The following is a 17,420-nucleotide window of genomic DNA, read 5'->3' as shown; positions in this document are numbered from 1 at the left end:
CTCCGCGATGCGGCCCCAGGCCGAGCAACCGGCGCATAGCATCGGCGTGTTCCGGCTGACCTGAACTACAGGACCAGCGGCGCACCGTCGAACTGGAGTTGTTCCTTGTCCAGCGCCGATGCGGCGAGCGGGTCGATGTCGAAGGCGATGCCGAATGCCTTCGCCACGGGAGCTGTCTCGATGGGAAGCTCCCACGTCAGGAAAAGCTGATCCCAGTCACGTCCGGGCGTGAACTCCGCCGGATCGAACCGATGCTGACCTCGCGGCACTACCGCATGCGGCTGGCAGGTGTCGAATACCAGGGCCGTGCCCCGCACCAGCGGAATACGCAGTTCGGCCAGCGGGAACAGCACATCCAGTCCACGGTCCTCGCTGACAAACAGGTTGCAGAAGGCAGCGCCGCCGTATTGATCGCCATCGTGGTGGAGCGCCGCACCGCGGCAAGCCATCAGTGCCTGGTCGGCATCGGCCAGGAGATCCTGCAGGCCGAAAGCCTGCAACCAGTGGGCAAGCGTCCGGACACACAGCCGGTAATCGGGCCAGCGGCTGCGGGCACGGGCCAGGGACAGAGGCTTGACATCGCCCGGCTCCATTGCCAGCCGGGTTGAAATCTCTCGGCTGCAATCGTCCACGAGCCGGGGGGGCAACACCGGCAGGTCCAGCGCGGAGTGCAGAACGCGGGTGCCGACGCTGCGGCTGCGGATGACTTCGCCACTCCAGAAAAAGGAGCGGAGACGACCCTTCACGGGCCCTGCTGGATCGGCGTCGACGAACATGCCCGGCAATGTAGCAAGGCGCCACCGCCGTGGGCGCGACCAGCGCGATCCCCCATGCCGGCGCTCGTTTTTTCGGGATGCAACGCTGGCCGTGCGGGAAGAGCAACGGCAGACATCATCACCACGCGGCGACCCGACGACCCGCCCTAGGGCCCATCGCCCTCTTGAAACCCAAGAAAACGTCGCTATCATTAGCACTCGCCGGGGACGAGTGCCAACAATGCCAAACAGGCTGCGACACCAACCTGGCGTGCCGAGAGCCGCTTCCACGCGGTGCGCCAAGGCGCAAAAAACATTTGTCCGTCAGATTCGCTTCCTCCAAGGAGTTGCCATGAAGAACCTTCGCCCTCTGCACGATCGTGTGATCGTCAAGCGCCTCGAACAAGAAACCAAGACCGCCTCCGGTCTGATCATTCCTGACAACGCCGCTGAAAAGCCTGATCAAGGTGAAGTCCTGGCCGTCGGCCCTGGCAAGAAGAACGACAAGGGCGAAGTTTCGGCGCCTGGCGTCAAGGTCGGCGACCGCGTCCTGTTCGGCAAGTACTCGGGCCAGACCGTCAAGGTCAACGGCGACGAGCTGCTGGTCATGAAGGAAGAAGACCTGTTCGCAGTGGTCGAAGGCTGATCGGCCTCCCCGCGACTCGTTTCATTCCATCCCTCATTTACTGAATTTCGGAGTTAAAAATCATGGCAGCAAAAGACGTAGTCTTCGGCGGTGAAGCCCGCGCCCGTATGGTCGAAGGCGTGAACATCCTGGCCAACGCGGTCAAGGTCACCCTGGGCCCCAAGGGTCGCAACGTGGTCCTGGAGCGCTCGTTCGGCGCCCCCACCGTCACCAAGGACGGTGTGTCCGTCGCCAAGGAAATCGAACTCAAGGACAAGCTGCAGAACATGGGCGCCCAGCTCGTGAAGGAAGTGGCCTCCAAGACCAGCGACAACGCCGGTGACGGCACCACCACCGCGACCGTGCTGGCCCAGGCCATCGTGCGCGAAGGCAGCAAGTACGTTGCCGCCGGCCTGAACCCGATGGACCTGAAGCGCGGTATCGACAAGGCAGTCACTGCCCTGGTCGCCCAGCTGAAGAACGCATCCAAGGCCACCACCACCTCCAAGGAAATCGCTCAAGTCGGCGCCATCTCGGCCAACTCTGACGAATCCATCGGCAAGATCATCGCTGACGCGATGGACAAGGTCGGCAAGGAAGGCGTGATCACCGTCGAAGACGGCAAGTCGCTGGACAACGAACTCGACGTCGTCGAAGGCATGCAGTTCGACCGCGGCTACCTGTCGCCCTACTTCATCAACAACCCTGAAAAGCAAGCCGCGCTGCTGGACAACCCGTTTGTCCTGCTGTTCGACAAGAAGATCAGCAACATCCGTGACCTGTTGCCCGTGCTGGAGCAAGTCGCCAAGGCCGGCCGTCCCCTGCTGATCATTGCCGAAGAAGTCGAAGGCGAAGCCCTGGCTACCCTGGTGGTCAACACCATTCGCGGCATCCTGAAGGTCGTGGCCGTCAAGGCTCCGGGCTTTGGCGACCGTCGCAAGGCCATGCTGGAAGACATCGCCATCCTGACCGGTGGCAAGGTCATCGCCGAAGAAGTCGGCCTGACCCTGGAAAAGGTGACCCTGGCCGACCTGGGCTCTGCCAAGACCATCGAAGTGGGCAAGGAAAACACCACCATCATCGACGGCGCCGGCGTTGCCGGTGATATCGAAGCCCGCGTCAAGCAGATCCGCATCCAGATCGAAGAAGCGACCAGCGACTACGACCGTGAAAAGCTGCAAGAACGCGTGGCCAAGCTGGCCGGCGGTGTTGCCGTGATCAAGGTCGGCGCTGCCACCGAAGTCGAAATGAAGGAAAAGAAGGCACGTGTCGAAGACGCCCTGCACGCTACCCGCGCTGCCGTCGAAGAAGGCATCGTCGCTGGCGGCGGCGTGGCTCTGCTGCGCGCCAAGCAAGCTGCTGGCGAAATCAAGGGCGACAACGCTGACCAGGACGCCGGCATCAAGCTGATCCTGAAGGCCATCGAAGCTCCTCTGCGCGAAATCGTCTACAACGCCGGCGGCGAGCCCAGCGTGGTGGTCAATGCCGTGCTGCAAGGCGCTGGCAACTACGGCTTCAACGCCGCCAACGACACCTACGGCGACATGATCGAAATGGGTATCCTGGACCCGACCAAGGTGACGCGCACTGCCCTGCAGAACGCAGCATCCGTCGCTTCGTTGCTGCTGACGACCGAAGCCATGGTCGCCGAAGCACCGAAGGACGAATCCGGCGCCGGCGGCATGCCTGGCGGCGGCATGGGTGGCATGGGCGGCATGGGCGACATGGGCATGTAATTCAGCCCCCCAGCTTCTTACTGCGCTGCCGCTCCGTATGGTTCGCCACCCCCGAGGGGGGTGGTCCGACTCCACAGGAGGAATGCAGTTCGGTGACGAAGCCGGCAAGTAAAAACCCCCGCGTCTTTCGACGGCGGGGGTTTTTTACTTTTGGGCTGGACGCCAGCCTGCGCCGGGACGATCAGTTGGGCTGGCGCAGTCTGGCCAGCAGGCCGGCTGTGGATGGGTCCAGGCCGGTGGTGTCGCCGCTGGTCAGGCGGGGCTCGATTTCCTTGGCCAGCACCTTGCCAAGTTCCACGCCCCACTGGTCGAAGCTGTTGATGCCCCACAGGGCGCCGCTCACGAAGACGCGGTGTTCGTAGAGCGCGATCAGCGCGCCCAGGGCTTCGGGGTTGAGCTTTTCCAGCACGAAGAAGGTGCTGGGGCGGTTGCCCGGGAAGTTCCTGTGGCCGCCGTTGTCCTGTTTGCCTTGCAACAGCGCCTGGGCTTGCGCCAGTGCGTTCGCCAGCAGTTTGGGATGGTGGCCCGGCAGTTCGTGGGACGCGTCGCGCACGGCGATGAACTCGAGCGGGACCACGTCGGTTCCCTGGTGCAGCATCTGGAAGAACGCATGTTGGCCGTTGGTGCCGGGCTCGCCCCAGACCACGGGCGAGGTGGCGTAGGGCAGCAGCTCGCCGTCATGGTCGACCCGTTTGCCGTTGCTCTCCATCTCCAGTTGCTGCAGATAGGCCGGCAGCCGGCGCAGTCCCTGGTGGTAGGGCGCGACGCAACGGCTGGTGAAGCCATGGAAGTTGCGATACCAGACGTCGAGCAGTCCCAGGCGCACGGGCAGGTTCCCCGCCAGCGGCGTGGTGCGGAAATGTTCGTCCATGGCGTGTGCACCAGCCAGCAGACGGCCAAAGCCGTCCGCGCCGATGGCGATGGCGATGGACAGGCCGATGGACGACCACAACGAATACCGGCCGCCCACCCAGTCCCAGAAACCGAAGGTGGTGTCGACGCCGAACTTTGCAGCGGCCTCGACATTGGTGGTCAACGCCGCGAAGTGACGCGAAACATCGCGCCCGCCCGCCGCCTCGAACCAGGCCTTGGCGCTCAGCGCGTTGGTCATGGTCTCGATGGTGGTGAAGGTCTTCGAAGCGATCAGGAAAAGGGTGTTCTCGGCCTTCAGGCCTTTCAGCACGCCGGCCAGTTCGTGTCCGTCGACGTTGGAGACGTAATGGAAACGTTTGCCCGGCGCACGAAACTCGTCCAGCGCCAGCACCGCCATCTGCGGTCCCAGGTCGGATCCGCCGATGCCGATGTTGACGATGTCGGTGATCTGCACATCGGCGCGGACCTGCTCGGCATAGGCCAGCATGGCGTCGCGCACCGAAGCCACTTCGGCATCGCCGGCGCCGGGTTTGCGCAGCGCCGTGTGCAGCACCGCACGGTCTTCGGTGGCATTGATATGGGCACCCGCGAACATGGCGTCGCGCCGGGTTTCCAGGCCGCATTCACGGGCGAGGTCGAGCAGCAGATTTTCGGTCGCAGCGTCGGTGCGATTCTTCGACAGATCGGCGAAAACGTGCGGTGCCTGCTGGCTGAAAGCAGCGAAACGCAGCGGATCGGTGACGAAGGCATGGCGGGCATCGAAGCCGCGCCCGACGAGGTCGAAATGGTCTTGCAGCTGTTGCCAGGCGGCGGTCTTGTCGCAACGCACGAATGTCATCGTTCAGGGTCCGTGGTTGAGTTTCAGGCGCAGAGCAGCGCGTCGAGCTTGACGGCGTCCGCCGCGAATGCGCGGATGCCTTCGGCCAGTTTTTCGGTGGCCATGGCGTCTTCGTTGTGGGCGTAGCGGAAACCCGCTTCGTCGTAGTCGAAGGCGTCGAGGCGTGCGGACTTTGCGGATTCCGGGTCGAGTGCACGCTGCAGCGGCGCATCGCTTGCGGCCAGCTGCGCCAGCAAGTCGGGGCTGATGGTCAGCAGGTCACAGCCCGCCAGCGCGGTGATCTGGCCGACATTGCGGAAGCTGGCGCCCATCACCTCGGTGCGAATGCCGAAGTGTTTGTAGTGGTCGTAGATGCGGCGCACCGACAGCACACCCGGGTCTCGCGCGCCGGCGTTGGCACCTTCGTCCCAGGCGGCACCGGCGTTCTTCTTGTGCCAGTCGTAGATGCGGCCGACGAACGGCGAAATGAGCTGCACGCCTGCCTGGCCGCAGGCCACGGCCTGGGCGAAGGAGAACAGCAGCGTCAGGTTGGTGTGGATGCCGCGGCGCTCCAGCCGCTCGGCTGCACGGATGCCTTCCCAGGTGGCTGCCACCTTGATCAGCACCCGTTCGATCGGCACGCCCTGCCCCTCGTACAACTCGATCAGGCGTTCGCCACGGCTGTAGGTGGCGTCTCCGTCGAACGACAGGCGGGCGTCCACTTCGGTGGAAACGCGGCCGGGGATGATGGACAGGATCTCGGTGCCGAAACGCACCAGCAGGCGGTCGACGATGTCTTCCAGCGGCTGGCCCTTGAAACGCGCCACGGTCTCGTCCAGCAGGGGCCGGTATTCGGCTTTCTGCACCGCCTTCAGGATCAGCGACGGATTGGTGGTGGCGTCCTGGGGCTGGAAGGTTGCCAGTTGCCGGAAGTCCCCGGTGTCGGCGACCACGGTGGTGAACTGCTTCAGGGAATCAAGTTGAGTCATGGGCAATGGGTCGTTCGGACTGGATCGGGTGCCGCTGCTCTGTCTGCAGCAAGGCAAATCAAGGCCCCAAAACTGTAACCGGATTACAAAGCCTTTTGTGTCGGAAAATGCCCCGATCACCGCTTCCCAGCGGGCAGGAACCCACCCGGCCGACAGTCGAAGAAACTCGATTACAGTGCGGCGTCTTTCCCCGGAACCCACCCATGTCCTTTGACCTCGTTCTCTTCGGCGGCACCGGCGACCTGGCCTGGCGCAAGCTCATGCCGGCGCTTTTCCAGGCTTTCCGCCACGGCAGCCTGCCGGCGGGCGGCCGCATCATCGGCGTGGCGCGCGACGACCTGAGCGACCAGGCCTATCGTGACCTGATCCGCGCTCGTTTCGAAGAGGTCGAAGGCTCCAAGCGGCCCAATGCAGAAGAATTCGACAAGTTCGCGGGCCTGCTGCACTACGTCCGGCTCGACCTGTCCAAACCCGAAGACTACTCGCGGCTGAAAGAGCGGCTCGACACCCGTTCGGCCGACACGGTGGTGATGTACCTGGCCACCTCGCCCGCGCTGTTCACCCAGGCCTGCGAACAGATCGGCAAGTCCGGCCTGGCCACGGCGCGCACCCGCATCGTGCTGGAAAAACCGCTGGGCCACGACCTGTCATCCAACCGCCAGATCAACGAGACGGTGCGTTCGGTGTTCGCCGAAGAACAGATCTTCCGCATCGACCATTACCTGGGCAAACCTTCGGTGCAGAACCTGTTCGCGCTGCGTTTCGGCAACGCCTTGTTCGAGCCGATCTGGAAACGCGAATACATCGCCAACATCCAGATCACCATCGCCGAAGATCTGGGCGTCGAGAAACGCGGCGCCTTCTACGAAAACACCGGAGCCCTGCGCGACATGGTGCAGAACCACGCGCTGCAACTCCTGTGCGCGGTGGCGATGGAGCCGCCGATCAACGCGGGCGCCGACGCCATCCGCGACGAGAAGCTCAAGGTGCTGCGTTCGCTCAAGCCCTGGACGCAGGAATCGCTGGAACGTCATGCGGTGCGCGGCCAGTACGTCGCCGGCACGGCCTACGGAGAACGGGTGGCCGGTTACCGCGACGAACCCGGCGTCGACCCGGAAAGCCGCACCGAGACCTTCGTGGCCCTGCGCACCGAGATCGAGAACTGGCGCTGGAGCGGCGTGCCTTTCTACATCCGCACCGGCAAACGGCTGGCCTCGCGCGACGCCCGCATCGAGGTCAATTTCCGGCCGACACCGCACCCGATCTTCCCGACGCCCGCAGGTGCATCGAACCAGCTGGCCATCAGCCTGCAGCCCAAGGACGGGCTCGAACTGCACCTGCTGGCGCAGGGCCAGGACACCCGCGGCAAGGGCGCACGGGCAGACGGCACCGCGCTGTCGCCGGTGCAGCTCGACCTCGACTTCGACAAACGTTTCGGCTCCGAGCGTGTGGGTGCCTACGAACGGCTGCTGCTCGACGTGATCGCCGGGCGCCTGAACCTGTTCGTGCGCTCCGACGAACAGGAAGCCGCCTGGCGCTGGGTCGAACCCATCCTCGACCACTGGCAGAGCGGCAAGCCGCGCAGCTACGCGGCAGGAACCTGGGGCCCCAGTGCTTCCAGCGCCATGATCGCCAGAGACGGCCATAACTGGTCAGAAGAAAACGGCTGACCGACATGATTGAACCGAACGGCATGCTGGAACGCATTCGCGCTTCGCTGCCTTCCCTGGCGCCGGCCGAGCAGCGCGTGGCGCGGCTGGTGCTGGCCGATCCGCGGGTGTTCGCGACCTTGCCGGTGACCGAACTGGCCGACCGCGCACATGTCAGCAAACCGACGGTGGTGCGTTTCTGCCGCAGCATCGGCTATGACGGGCTTTCCGACTTCAAGCTGAAACTTGCCGGCAACGTGAGCGAAGGCGTGCCCTTCGTGCATCGCAGCGTGGACACCGACGACAAGACCGGCGACGTGATGGTCAAGGTGATCGACAACACCGTCGCCGCCTTCCTGCGTTATCGCAACGAGGCCAGCACTGCACAGCTCGAGCGCGCAGCCGATGCGCTGGCCGCCACCTGGCAGACCGGCCGCCGCATCGAGTTCTACGGCGCCGGCAATTCGGGCATCGTGGCGCAGGACGCACAACACAAGTTCTTCCGCCTCGGCATCACCTCCATCGCCTACAGCGACGGCCACATGCAGGTGATGGGCGCCACCATGCTGGGCCCGGGCGACTGCGTGGTGATCATTTCGAATTCGGGACGTACCCGCGACCTGATGGACGCCGCCGACATCGCCCGCCGCAACGGCGCCACCACCATCCTGGTAACCGCCAGCGGCTCGCCCCTGGCCGCCGCCGGCCACATCCACCTGGCAGCCGATCATCCCGAAGGCTATGACCGCTACAGCCCGATGGTGTCCCGGCTGCTGCACCTGTTGATCATCGACATCCTGGCCACCTGCGTGGCGCTGCGCATCGGCAGCCCGCTGCAACCGCAGCTGCAGCAGATGAAGGCCAACCTGCGCAGCAAACGCTACGCGTAAGCCGGGCCGAAGCCCGACGCCGACGGCATGCCGAAGAAGCGCGGCGCACCGAAACCCACGCGCGGCTCGCCCGCGCGCTGCGGCGCCTCGTAGATGTAGCCGCGACCCCTCACCGTGCGGATCAGCGGCGCCCTCGCCGTCTCGTCTTCCAGCTTGCGGCGCAGGCGCGACACCAGGAGGTCGATGCCGCGGTCCAGGCTGTGCAGTTCGCGGCCGCGGGCATGGGTCATGAGGTGTTCGCGGCTCAAGACCACGCCGGGTGCCGCCAGGAAGGCGTTGAGCAGCCGGTATTCGGACGCCGACAGCGCCACTTTCTCATCGTCGGCCGACACCAGCCGGCGCTCGTCGCGCCGCAGTTGCCAGCGGCCGACCTCCACCGTGCTGACGGCCGCTGCGGGCTGTGCGGACGGTTCGGGCAGCCTGCGCAGGATGGCCCGCAGCCGAGCCAGCAGTTCGCGTGGTTCGCAGGGCTTGGACACATAGTCGTCCGCTCCCAGCTCGAGCCCGACGATGCGGTCCGCCGGCTCGCTGCGGCGGCTGAGGATGACCACCGGCATGCGCCCCGCGCGCCGGATGTCCTGCAGCAGCGTCAGGCCGTTGCAGCCGGACAGCACGACGTCCATCACCACCAGGTCGACCGCCTGCTGGGCCAGCACCGACTGCACTGCCGCGGCATCTTGAACCACCCGCGAATCGAATCCGAAATCAAGCAGATAGTCGGCCAGGCGGTCGGTGTGTTCGACGTCGTCATCGACCAGCAATACCAGCGGGCGACGGGGCGGCAAGGGGTTGGAAGCGGCACTTTTCATGGGAGCAGGCGCCTGGCGCGAACCCAGGACAACATCATTTGTGCGTTGACTGTATGGGATTTTTTCCCATACAGTCAAGAAATACCCGGTTACTTTTCCAGAAACACATATGTTGAAATCTGCGCTTCACCAGGGCCGCGCGGTGCCGCACGACCATGAACAAGCTCCGTCAAGCCGGAGCATGGTGGTCGGCCTGGCGCTCTGACCCAGCCGCCGGCCAGCGACAATCCACGCTTCCATGTCCACCGATCCCGCATCCACCGAGACGCCTGACGGGCCCTCGCCCGCTCTGGCCCATGTGCTGCGGGTGATGCGTCCGCTGGCGCGATGGCTGGTACGGGTCGGCATCGGCCACAAGGTGCTGGCCGATGCGCTGAAAGCTGTTTTTCTGGAGGCCGCCCGTGCCGAAATGCAGCGCCACGGCCAGCGCGAGACCGATTCGGCGCTGAGTGTGCTTTCCGGCTTGCACCGCAAGGATGTGCGGGCACTCGGCACGGCCCTGCCCGCGGGAGTGCCTGCCGAGCGCCCCGCGCGTGCCACGCCTGCGCAGGTGCTGGTCAGCCGCTGGCTGGCCGAAGGGCTGCCGAATCGCATGCCTGTCGCCGGCGACGCGCCTTCGTTCGACGCACTCGCCCGGCTGGTATCGGTCGACGTGCATCCCCGCACGCTGATGCGCGAACTGCTGCGACTGGGGGTTGCCACCGAGGCCGACGGCCAGCTCGAACTGCGTCGCGAAGCCTTCGTGCCCGACCGGCGGCTGGACGAAGCCGGGCAGCTGCTGTCGGAAAGCGCCGCCGACCATCTGGCCGCAGGCGTACACAACCTCACCGGCGACGGCCCGGTGCGTTTCCTGGAACAGAGCGTGTTCGCAGACCAGCTGAGCGAAGCCTCGGTACGCGAACTCGAAGCGCTGGGCAACCAGCTGTGGAAGAAGGTGCTGGCCGACATGGTCAAGGCCGCTACCGTCCTGGAAGCGCGTGACGCGGCGGCTTCCGCCCGTCGACCATCCCCGTCGGTGGCGGTGCCGCGAGCCGACCAGCGCCTGCGGCTGGGCATGTTCTGTTATTCGACCCGCATGGAGTCGCTGCAATCGCTGCCGGCGGCTCCTGCCCTGAAAGATCCTCCTCCGTGAAGCGGCCCGTATTTTCTTGTCTCCCCCAGGCGGTCATGGCCCTGGCCTGCACGCTGCTGAGTGCCTGCGGCGGCGGCCTGACAGCCGGTGTGGGCAGCGGCGGCAGCGGCGTGGCCGAAGGCACCCTCAGCGGCTTCGGCAGTGTCATCGTGGACGGCATCGAATACGGCGAACTGGCCTTGAGCCAGGCAGAACGCAGCACCTTGCGTCTGGGCCAGCGGGTGCGGCTGGTGTTCGACAGCAACAACGCGGCGCAGTCGATCGAGGTACTGCCGCAATTGCGCGGCCCCGTCACCGCGTCGCTGGACGACAGCGGCTGGTTGCGCCTGGCGGGCCAGTGGGTGCGGGTGATCGACAACAACGACGACAGTTCGCGCAGCGGCATCACGCTGGTCGAAGGCTTCGCGGACACCGAAACCAACAGCCCCGTCATTTCGGCAGGCGACGATGCGGTGGTGTTTGGCTCATGGGTGTGGGACAACAGCAAGGCGGCCTACGTGCTGGTCGCCACCCGCATCGAAAAGCTGGCGGTGGCGGCCGACCCGGTGCTGCTCGGCGGCGTCGTGGCGGCGACCGGCCCGAACGGCTTCCGCCTCGGCTCCGCTGACGGAACACAGGTTTCCGCGGCGCGACTGCCAAGCCTGGCCACCGGCACCATCGTGGCGCTTCTAACCGCCCGCAGCAATGTCATGGCCGAAAAAGCCATCGCACAGTTCCGGGGGGTCGTCGGAAGCCTGACCGTGGACGATGTGAGGGATGCCAGCCTGAGCGCATCCGACCTCTCGGGCTACAAAAGCCTGCGGCTGGGCGGCCTGGCCAATGCGTACGATCCGTCAAGCGCCACCGTCACCATCCAGGGCACGCCGCTGAGGCTGGACTCGAACAGCACGTCACTGGCGGTGGGGCAGTTCGTGCGGGCCAACACCGCGAGCATCACCGCGGATGCCAGCGCGATGCAACGCAGCCGCTCGCCCATCGGCCAGCCGGGCGACGACGGCACCGGTTCGGTGACGGAACTCAAAGGCCTGCTGTCCGGTGTCGACTGGTCGTCGGCTTCGGTGAACTTTGTCCTGCGGGGTGTGCCGGTGCAGGCCGACGCGGCACAGATCGCTGCCGGTTGCCGGGCGGCCGCCATCGGCCAGACACTCTATATGGTGGTGGCCGGTTACGCGCCATCGCCCGTGGCTCCGTTGCGAGCCAATGCTGTGACCTGCACCAGCGACCTGACCGCCGCGACCGACGTCTGATCCGTCAGACGTCCGTCACGCCCCGGTTGCGCGAGGGCTGGGTCTTGCGCTCCTCGTTGCGCGCTTCGTCGGTACCGGGTTTGGGATGTTTCACCGGCGGGGCGTCCGAAGGATGCGGATCCTTGTCGGACTCTACCGGGTCGGGTTGATGTTCGTTCACGGTGGGTCTCCTTCCAGATAGATCTGATCAGCCGCAGCGCACGGCCACGGCACGACCCAGCGAATCGACTTCCAGGTCGAGACGCGAGTCACGTTTGTCATCGTCGGCCGGCATACCCGGCCGCAGCACCCGCACCAGCCGGGCACCGGAGCGCACACGCGCCAGTTCGCCGATTCGTTCGTCGACCGTCTTGCCCAGCAGGAAACGGGCGGCATCGGCATTGCACGTGCCGCCGACCTCCAGCGAGGGGTCAGGCACTGCCGGCAGCATGGGCGCCTGGCGAGCCGCCATGCAGCCGGCCAGCGACAGCGCCAACAGGCCTCCGGCGCTGCACAGAATGACCGTCCTCATCGTGCGGCGGGCACCGGTTGGTCGAGCGCCGGGGCGTTCTGCCGGGCGCGGCTGGCCTGGTCCAGCGCCAGAGCCCGCTGGCCGCTGTTCTGCGGTCCAAGCTGGGGGTCGGCCACGGGCGGAAGATCGCGTTGTGCATTGCTGCGGGCACGTGGGCCGTTGAGTGCGTTGTTGCCGACGTTCCGGCCCTGCACATTGATGCCGGCTCCAGAGTTCACGCCCGGGTTGATGGTGACGCCCTGGCCTACGCCTCCCAATCCGACGCCACCGGTGCCTCCGTTGGCCGAACTGCTGGCGCCCGGAGCGCTGGCCGCGGCAGCCGCGCCAACAGATACCTGGGCGGTAGCGGAAAGACCGTAGGCGGCGGCAGCAAGTACCAGGCTACGGCTGAGCAGCCGAAGAGCCGACCGCGCAGCGCGTGCGGCAGAAGGAACAGGATAGAAGGCCATGGGGCGCTCCGATGCGAGTGAATCGATCGTCGAAGATTAAACCGACCTTGTGTAACCGTCCCTCAGCGAGCCGGGCCTCGTCGTGTCAGCGGCGGCTCATAGATGCTTGGCGGCCTCGGCTGTCGGTGGTGGACGGACGTCTGTTCCGCCTATTGGCTGTCACACCGAAATCCGGGAAATCGGCATATTCGAAACCGTTGCAGATCACCGCGGATCACAACACGACAACAAGACAACAACGAACCACATCGAAGAGGAACCCACATGAAATCACTCATTCTCTGGATCTGCGGCGTGCCGATCACCGTCATCATTCTGCTGAAGATTTTCGGCGTCTTCTGACCGACCGACCCGGACAATTTTCTCCAAGGCTTGAACAGAGGCCATTGACGGCCACCCTCGCGGTGGCCGTTTTTTATGGGGCCGTACTACGCCTCAGGTTCTCGAGCAGGTTCAGGTCCAGTTGGCTGGACGCGGCCTTGACCTCGTCCAGGCTCATGCGCTGGCCGGTGAGTTCGGCCACCACACCGTTGCGCAGCGTGGTGGTCACCTGCGCAAAACTACCGTCCTTTCGGTAGTTCTCATGCAGGATGCGGCCGTTTTCCTGCCAGGTGCGCTCGGATTCGACCGCATTCTCGCGTTCGCCCTGCACCACCGCGCCGGCGTCGGCCATCAGGCGGCGCATATGGCCCAGATCGGTCAGTTCGACCCGCAGCCGCTGTTCACCGCTGGCGTAGTCGGCCCTGGCGTTGCTGGATTCGCGCTCGCCGACGCGGCCGCCCTGCATCTCGATCGACTTGCGGGCAAAAGGGCCGAGCGTTTCAGGCAGCGCGGCCTTCAGCGATGCGGCGGGAACCACGCCCTTGTCGGGGTCGCCTCCGGTGACCGGCGGCGTGCCGGTCTTCTGTTGCTGGGCTGCAGCGGCTTCCTGCTTTTCGCTGGCCGTGGCCATTTTCTGGGCCGCGTCGGCCATCTGCTGCGATGCGGTGACCATGCCGGCAGCGTCGAGCCGCAACAGGCCGCCGGGCGTGTGCAGCGCGATCTCGGCGCCGCCCAGGCCGACCGACAGGAAGTGTGTCATGGCCGACGAACCCAGAAGTCCCACCACGGCCCCCGCCAGCACCACCACCGCCGTATAAGGTACGCAGCGCTTGGGCGCACAACGCATGATCACCGGCAGGCCGGTGAACACCAGATAGGCCGAATACAAGGCCGCCAGCAAAGCCAGCGGCGCCAGCGGCGGCACCAGCAGGAATATGCCACCCACCAACGCCGCGGTGGCTCCGTGAACCGCCAGCTTGAAACCCCGCGCCCGTTCGGCCCGGCCGCCGAAGGTGGGCGCCACCAGGGTGGTGATGACGGCCACGACCGCCAGCCCGATCACCGCCAGCAGGTACAACGACAGCGCCTGCAGCGCCCCGACCGACCACGGCAACGTGACGGCTGCGCCGCCGCCGCGGATGCCGACCAGGCACAAGCCGATGGCGCTGCAGATCGCCGGTATGGCGGCCAGCGGCAGCAGCGTGCGTACCACCGTACGGCCGATGCCGGCCGGCTCCTCGTCGATGCGACGCCACTCCGCTCGGGGTTGCAGCAACAGATTCTTGGTTCGGGCGATCACACTCATGGGTCGAAAAAATGCGGCCGCGCCCAGAGGCTCGGCAATAGGGTTGCGGCAAAGCCGGCAATGATGCGCGAGCCCGGAGCGCTTACGGCGCGATGGGCCCGCCGAGTTGTTTCAGGGCGTTGCGAAGCGGCTCAGCGGCGCAGGGCATCGACCCGCTCATGGAGGTCCGCCGCCCATTGCCGGCGATTCCGGCCGTCGGCAGGTTCGGGCGAGCCGAATCGCACCACCGCCTTCAGCGGATCGGCCCGCAAGGTGCGCCACAGGGAGCCGATCAGCGTGTCGTCCGCGATATAGGCCGCCACCGAAGAAGGACGGCCGCTGGCCGCATCGACGAAGCGGATTCCAACCGGCAAGGCCAGCGCATCCGCCGATATGGCCGCCTGAAGAATATTGGCGTGGAAGGGCAGCATGCACGATCCGTCGGTGGTCGTGCCTTCCGGAAACACCGCCACCACGTCGCCGGCGGCCAGGGCCTCGGCGGTACGGTGCACGGTGCGCAATGCGTCGCGCCGCTGGGCGCGTTCGATGAACAGCGTGCCGGCGCCGTCGGCCACCACGCCGATCAGCGGCCACGAGCGGATTTCCGCTTTGGCGATGAACCGCGAGCAGCGCGCCGACTGGATTGCCAGGATGTCCAGCCAAGAGGTGTGGTTGGCGACGATCAGCAGGCGGCCGTCGGTCGGCCGGACGCCTTCCACCTGCAGGTCGATGTTGAGAATGGCCAGCATGCCGGCCGCCCACCGTTCGATGCAGGCTTCGCGTTCGGCTTGGCTGAAGCGGCCGAAACGGGTACGGATGAGCCACAGCCCCCCCACGCCGTGTGCGGCCGCACGCAGGATGCGACCGGCGGCCTTCAGGTCACGCAGCAATCCCACCCGGTTCCTCTGGATCTCAGGCAGCGGGCGAGGCTTCGTAGACCACTACCCCACCGACCAGCGTGCAACGCACCTGGGCCGGCAGTTCGTAGCCGGTGAACGGCGTGTGTTTGCCCTGGCTGTGCAGGGCGGCGTCGGTCACCGTCCAGCGGGCCGTCGGGTCGAACACACAGACATCGGCCACGCCGCCCACCGCCAGACGTCCGGCACTGGCCTGCAGCGTGCCGAGCGCAGCGCCCAGTACACCGGCAGGCGCGCTGGTCAGGGTGGCGATGGCACGCGCCATCGCGTCGGGCGTACCGCGTTCATCTGCCCACTTCACCGCCAGGCTCAGCAGCAATTCGAGACCGGTGGCGCCCGGCTCGGCTTCGGCGAAGGGCAGCACCTTCATGTCTTCGTCGACCGGCGCGTGGTCGGACACCAGCGCGTCGATGGTGCCGTCGGCCAGTGCGGCACGCAGCGCATCGCGGTCGCGCTGCTGGCGCAGCGGCGGCGTCAGGCGGGCGCGGCTGTCGAAGAAACCGATGTCGTTGTCGGTCAGGTGAAGCGAGTTGATGCTGATGTCGCAGGTGACGTGCAGGCCCTCGGCCTTGGCGCGGCGCACCAGGTCCACGCCTGCCGCGCTGGACAGGCGGCACAGGTGCACATGGGCGCCGGTGGTCTTCTGAAGTTCGAAGATGGTGTGCAGCGCGATGGTCTCGGCCGCCACCGGCACGCCGGACAGGCCCAGGCGAGTGGCCAGGGCACCGCTGGCTGCCACGCCCTTGCCCAGGTAGCCGTCCTGCGGCCGCAGCCAGACGGTGTAGCCGTAGGTCGCGGCATATTGCAGCGCGCGCTGCAGCACCTGCGGGTTCTGCAGCGCGACGTCTGCCTGGCCGAAACCGACGCAGCCGGCCTCGGTGAGGTCGGCCATTTCGGTCAGCACCTCGCCGGCCAGGCCGCGGGTGAGCGCGCCCAGGGGGAACAGCCGCGCCTGGTGCAGTTTTTCGGCGCGGAACTTCAGCATTTCGACCAGGCCGGGTTCGTCCAGCACCGGGTCGGTATCGGGCGGGCAGACCAGGCTGGTGACACCGCCGGCCACCGCCGCCGCCATCTCGGATTCGAGCATGCGTTCGTGTTCCCAGCCGGGCTCGCGCAGGCGGGCGGTCAGGTCGACCAGGCCGGGCGCGACCACCAGGCCGGTGGCGTCGATGGTGCGGTCGGGCGTGAAGTCGGTGGGTGCCGAACCGGCACCGATGCCGACGATGCGGCCGCTAGCGATGGCCACGTCGGCAACACCGTCGAAGCCGCTTGCCGGGTCGATGACACGGCCGTTGCTGATCAAAATTTTCATGGCATGTCCAGTGACAGTGCGAAGGGCGGCATTTCAGGGAAGCACCGCGGAACCGGCTTTGCCGGGCTGCCGGTGCTGCCCCCTCGAAGGGGGTTGGCGAGGCGACACGAAGTGCGCGAAGCCTGGGGTTGGACCATGTCTATGCTTCGTTACCGGCGACGATGGACATGACGGCCATGCGGACCGCGATGCCGAAAGTGACTTGCGGCAGGATCACGCTCTGCTTGCCGTCGACCACGGCGGAGTCGATCTCGACGCCCCGGTTGATCGGCCCCGGATGCATCACGATGCAGTCGGGCTTGGCCAGCCGCAGCTTCTCCTGCGTCAGGCCGAAGTGCTTGAAGTATTCCTGCGAGGACGGCAGCATCGCGCCGGTCATGCGTTCGTTCTGCAGCCGCAGCATGATGATCACGTCGGCCCCTCGGATACCGTCCTCGAGGTTGTGGAACACCTTCACACCCATCTGCGCCATGTCGCTCGGCACCAGGGTCTTGGGGCCGACCACCCGCACTTCGGGGCAGCCCAGCGTGGTCAGGCCGTGGATGTCCGAACGCGCCACGCGCGAATGCAGCACGTCACCGACGATGGCCACGGTGAGATTGCTGAAATCCTTCTTGTAGTGACGGATGGTGAACATGTCGAGCAGCCCCTGCGTGGGATGCGCATGCCGGCCGTCACCCGCGTTGATCACATGCACATGCGGCGCCACGTGCTGGGCGATCAGGTAGGGCGCGCCGCTTTCGCTGTGCCGCACCACGAACAGGTCGGCGGCCATGGCCGACAGGTTGGCGATGGTGTCCAGCAGCGATTCGCCCTTGCTGGCCGAAGACCGCGCGATGTCCAGGTTGATCACGTCGGCCGACAGTCGCTTGGCCGCGATCTCGAAGGTGGTGCGGGTGCGGGTGCTGTTCTCGAAGAACAGGTTGAACACGCTCTTGCCGCGCAGCAGCGGAACCTTCTTCACTTCGCGGTCGTTGACGCTGGTGAAGTTGGCGGCGGTGTCGAGGATATGGGTGACGATGGATTTCGGCAGTCCCTCGATGGACAGCAGATGGATCAGCTCGCCGTTCCTGTTGAGTTGGGGATTGTGTTTCTGGAGCATG

At 66.0% G+C, this 17,420-nt stretch carries 17 protein-coding genes; 6 read left to right on the top strand and 11 right to left on the bottom strand.

The window, feature by feature from the left end; genetic code table 11:
- Positions 1–65: 65 nt before the first annotated feature.
- Complete coding sequence (locus AC3ANW_RS01500) at positions 66–746, bottom strand: hypothetical protein (protein ID WP_488343444.1); 681 nt, start codon at positions 744–746, stop codon at positions 66–68.
- A gap of 361 nt (positions 747–1,107) precedes the next feature.
- On the opposite strand from AC3ANW_RS01500, the gene AC3ANW_RS01495 reads away from it, so the two are divergent.
- A complete protein-coding gene (locus AC3ANW_RS01495; protein ID WP_488343443.1) occupies positions 1,108–1,401 on the top strand; it encodes a co-chaperone GroES in 294 nt (97 codons plus the stop codon).
- Positions 1,402–1,463: 62 nt separating this feature from the next.
- On the top strand, positions 1,464–3,116 hold the full coding sequence (gene groL, locus AC3ANW_RS01490) for a chaperonin GroEL (RefSeq protein ID WP_488343442.1): 1,653 nt from the start codon (positions 1,464–1,466) through the stop codon (positions 3,114–3,116).
- 181 nt (positions 3,117–3,297) lie between these two features.
- Here groL and pgi read toward each other — a convergent pair whose 3' ends face one another.
- Together pgi and tal are read right to left on the bottom strand one after the other, a co-directional pair.
- The gene (gene pgi, locus AC3ANW_RS01485) at positions 3,298–4,827 is read right to left on the bottom strand and encodes a glucose-6-phosphate isomerase (protein WP_488343441.1); all 1,530 of its coding nucleotides are present in this window, start codon (positions 4,825–4,827) and stop codon (positions 3,298–3,300) included.
- Between the two features lie 23 nt (positions 4,828–4,850).
- Positions 4,851–5,795 carry a transaldolase gene (gene tal, locus AC3ANW_RS01480; RefSeq protein ID WP_488343440.1) on the bottom strand — a complete coding sequence of 315 codons (945 nt, stop codon included), beginning with the start codon at positions 5,793–5,795 and terminating at the stop codon, positions 4,851–4,853.
- Between the two features lie 203 nt (positions 5,796–5,998).
- Between tal and zwf the strand changes: the two genes are divergently transcribed.
- Together zwf and AC3ANW_RS01470 are read left to right on the top strand one after the other, a co-directional pair.
- Positions 5,999–7,465, top strand: coding sequence for a glucose-6-phosphate dehydrogenase (zwf, locus tag AC3ANW_RS01475; protein ID WP_488343439.1), 1,467 nt, complete (start codon positions 5,999–6,001; stop codon positions 7,463–7,465).
- A 23-nt stretch (positions 7,466–7,488) separates the two neighbouring features.
- Positions 7,489–8,334, top strand: a complete 846-nt coding sequence (locus AC3ANW_RS01470) for a MurR/RpiR family transcriptional regulator (RefSeq protein WP_488345328.1) — start codon at positions 7,489–7,491, stop codon at positions 8,332–8,334.
- Here the strand turns inward: AC3ANW_RS01470 and AC3ANW_RS01465 are convergent.
- A complete protein-coding gene (locus AC3ANW_RS01465) occupies positions 8,325–9,143 on the bottom strand; it encodes a response regulator (RefSeq protein WP_488343438.1) in 819 nt (272 codons plus the stop codon). The two genes, AC3ANW_RS01470 and AC3ANW_RS01465, sit on opposite strands and share 10 nt — an antisense overlap.
- Before the next feature lie 238 nt (positions 9,144–9,381).
- Between AC3ANW_RS01465 and AC3ANW_RS01460 the strand changes: the two genes are divergently transcribed.
- A complete protein-coding gene (locus tag AC3ANW_RS01460; protein ID WP_488343437.1) occupies positions 9,382–10,275 on the top strand; it encodes a DUF6502 family protein in 894 nt (297 codons plus the stop codon).
- Entirely contained in the window at positions 10,272–11,522 is a 1,251-nt protein-coding gene (locus tag AC3ANW_RS01455; protein ID WP_488343436.1) for a hypothetical protein, read from the top strand. The genes AC3ANW_RS01460 and AC3ANW_RS01455 overlap by 4 nt, the downstream gene beginning before the upstream one ends.
- A 4-nt stretch (positions 11,523–11,526) precedes the next feature.
- On the opposite strand, the gene AC3ANW_RS01450 is transcribed toward AC3ANW_RS01455, so the two are convergent.
- The 7 genes from AC3ANW_RS01450 to AC3ANW_RS01420 all read right to left on the bottom strand — a co-directional run bounded on the left by AC3ANW_RS01450 (position 11,527) and on the right by AC3ANW_RS01420 (position 17,419).
- Complete coding sequence (locus AC3ANW_RS01450) at positions 11,527–11,682, bottom strand: hypothetical protein (RefSeq protein WP_488343435.1); 156 nt, start codon at positions 11,680–11,682, stop codon at positions 11,527–11,529.
- A 27-nt stretch (positions 11,683–11,709) separates the two neighbouring features.
- Entirely contained in the window at positions 11,710–12,033 is a 324-nt protein-coding gene (locus AC3ANW_RS01445) for an I78 family peptidase inhibitor (protein ID WP_488343434.1), read from the bottom strand.
- Positions 12,030–12,482 (bottom strand): hypothetical protein, encoded by a 453-nt coding sequence (locus AC3ANW_RS01440; RefSeq protein WP_488343433.1) that lies wholly within the window; start codon positions 12,480–12,482, stop codon positions 12,030–12,032. Before AC3ANW_RS01440 ends, AC3ANW_RS01445 begins: the two co-directional genes overlap by 4 nt.
- 415 nt (positions 12,483–12,897) lie before the next feature.
- A complete protein-coding gene (locus AC3ANW_RS01435; protein WP_488343432.1) occupies positions 12,898–14,109 on the bottom strand; it encodes a Yip1 family protein in 1,212 nt (403 codons plus the stop codon).
- Positions 14,110–14,240: 131 nt separating this feature from the next.
- Positions 14,241–14,978: a lysophospholipid acyltransferase family protein gene (locus tag AC3ANW_RS01430; RefSeq protein ID WP_488345327.1), complete on the bottom strand. Its 738-nt coding sequence runs from the start codon at positions 14,976–14,978 to the stop codon at positions 14,241–14,243.
- Between the two features lie 22 nt (positions 14,979–15,000).
- On the bottom strand, positions 15,001–16,317 hold the full coding sequence (locus AC3ANW_RS01425; protein WP_488343431.1) for a dihydroorotase: 1,317 nt from the start codon (positions 16,315–16,317) through the stop codon (positions 15,001–15,003).
- Positions 16,318–16,456: 139 nt separating this feature from the next.
- Entirely contained in the window at positions 16,457–17,419 is a 963-nt protein-coding gene (locus AC3ANW_RS01420) for an aspartate carbamoyltransferase catalytic subunit (protein WP_488343430.1), read from the bottom strand.
- Between the last annotated feature and the right edge of the window lies 1 nt (position 17,420).

This window comes from Xylophilus sp. PBN-3R (assembly GCF_057747805.1).
Note: the sequence above shows the minus strand (reverse complement) of the source record. Positions and strands in the feature narration are given on the sequence as shown.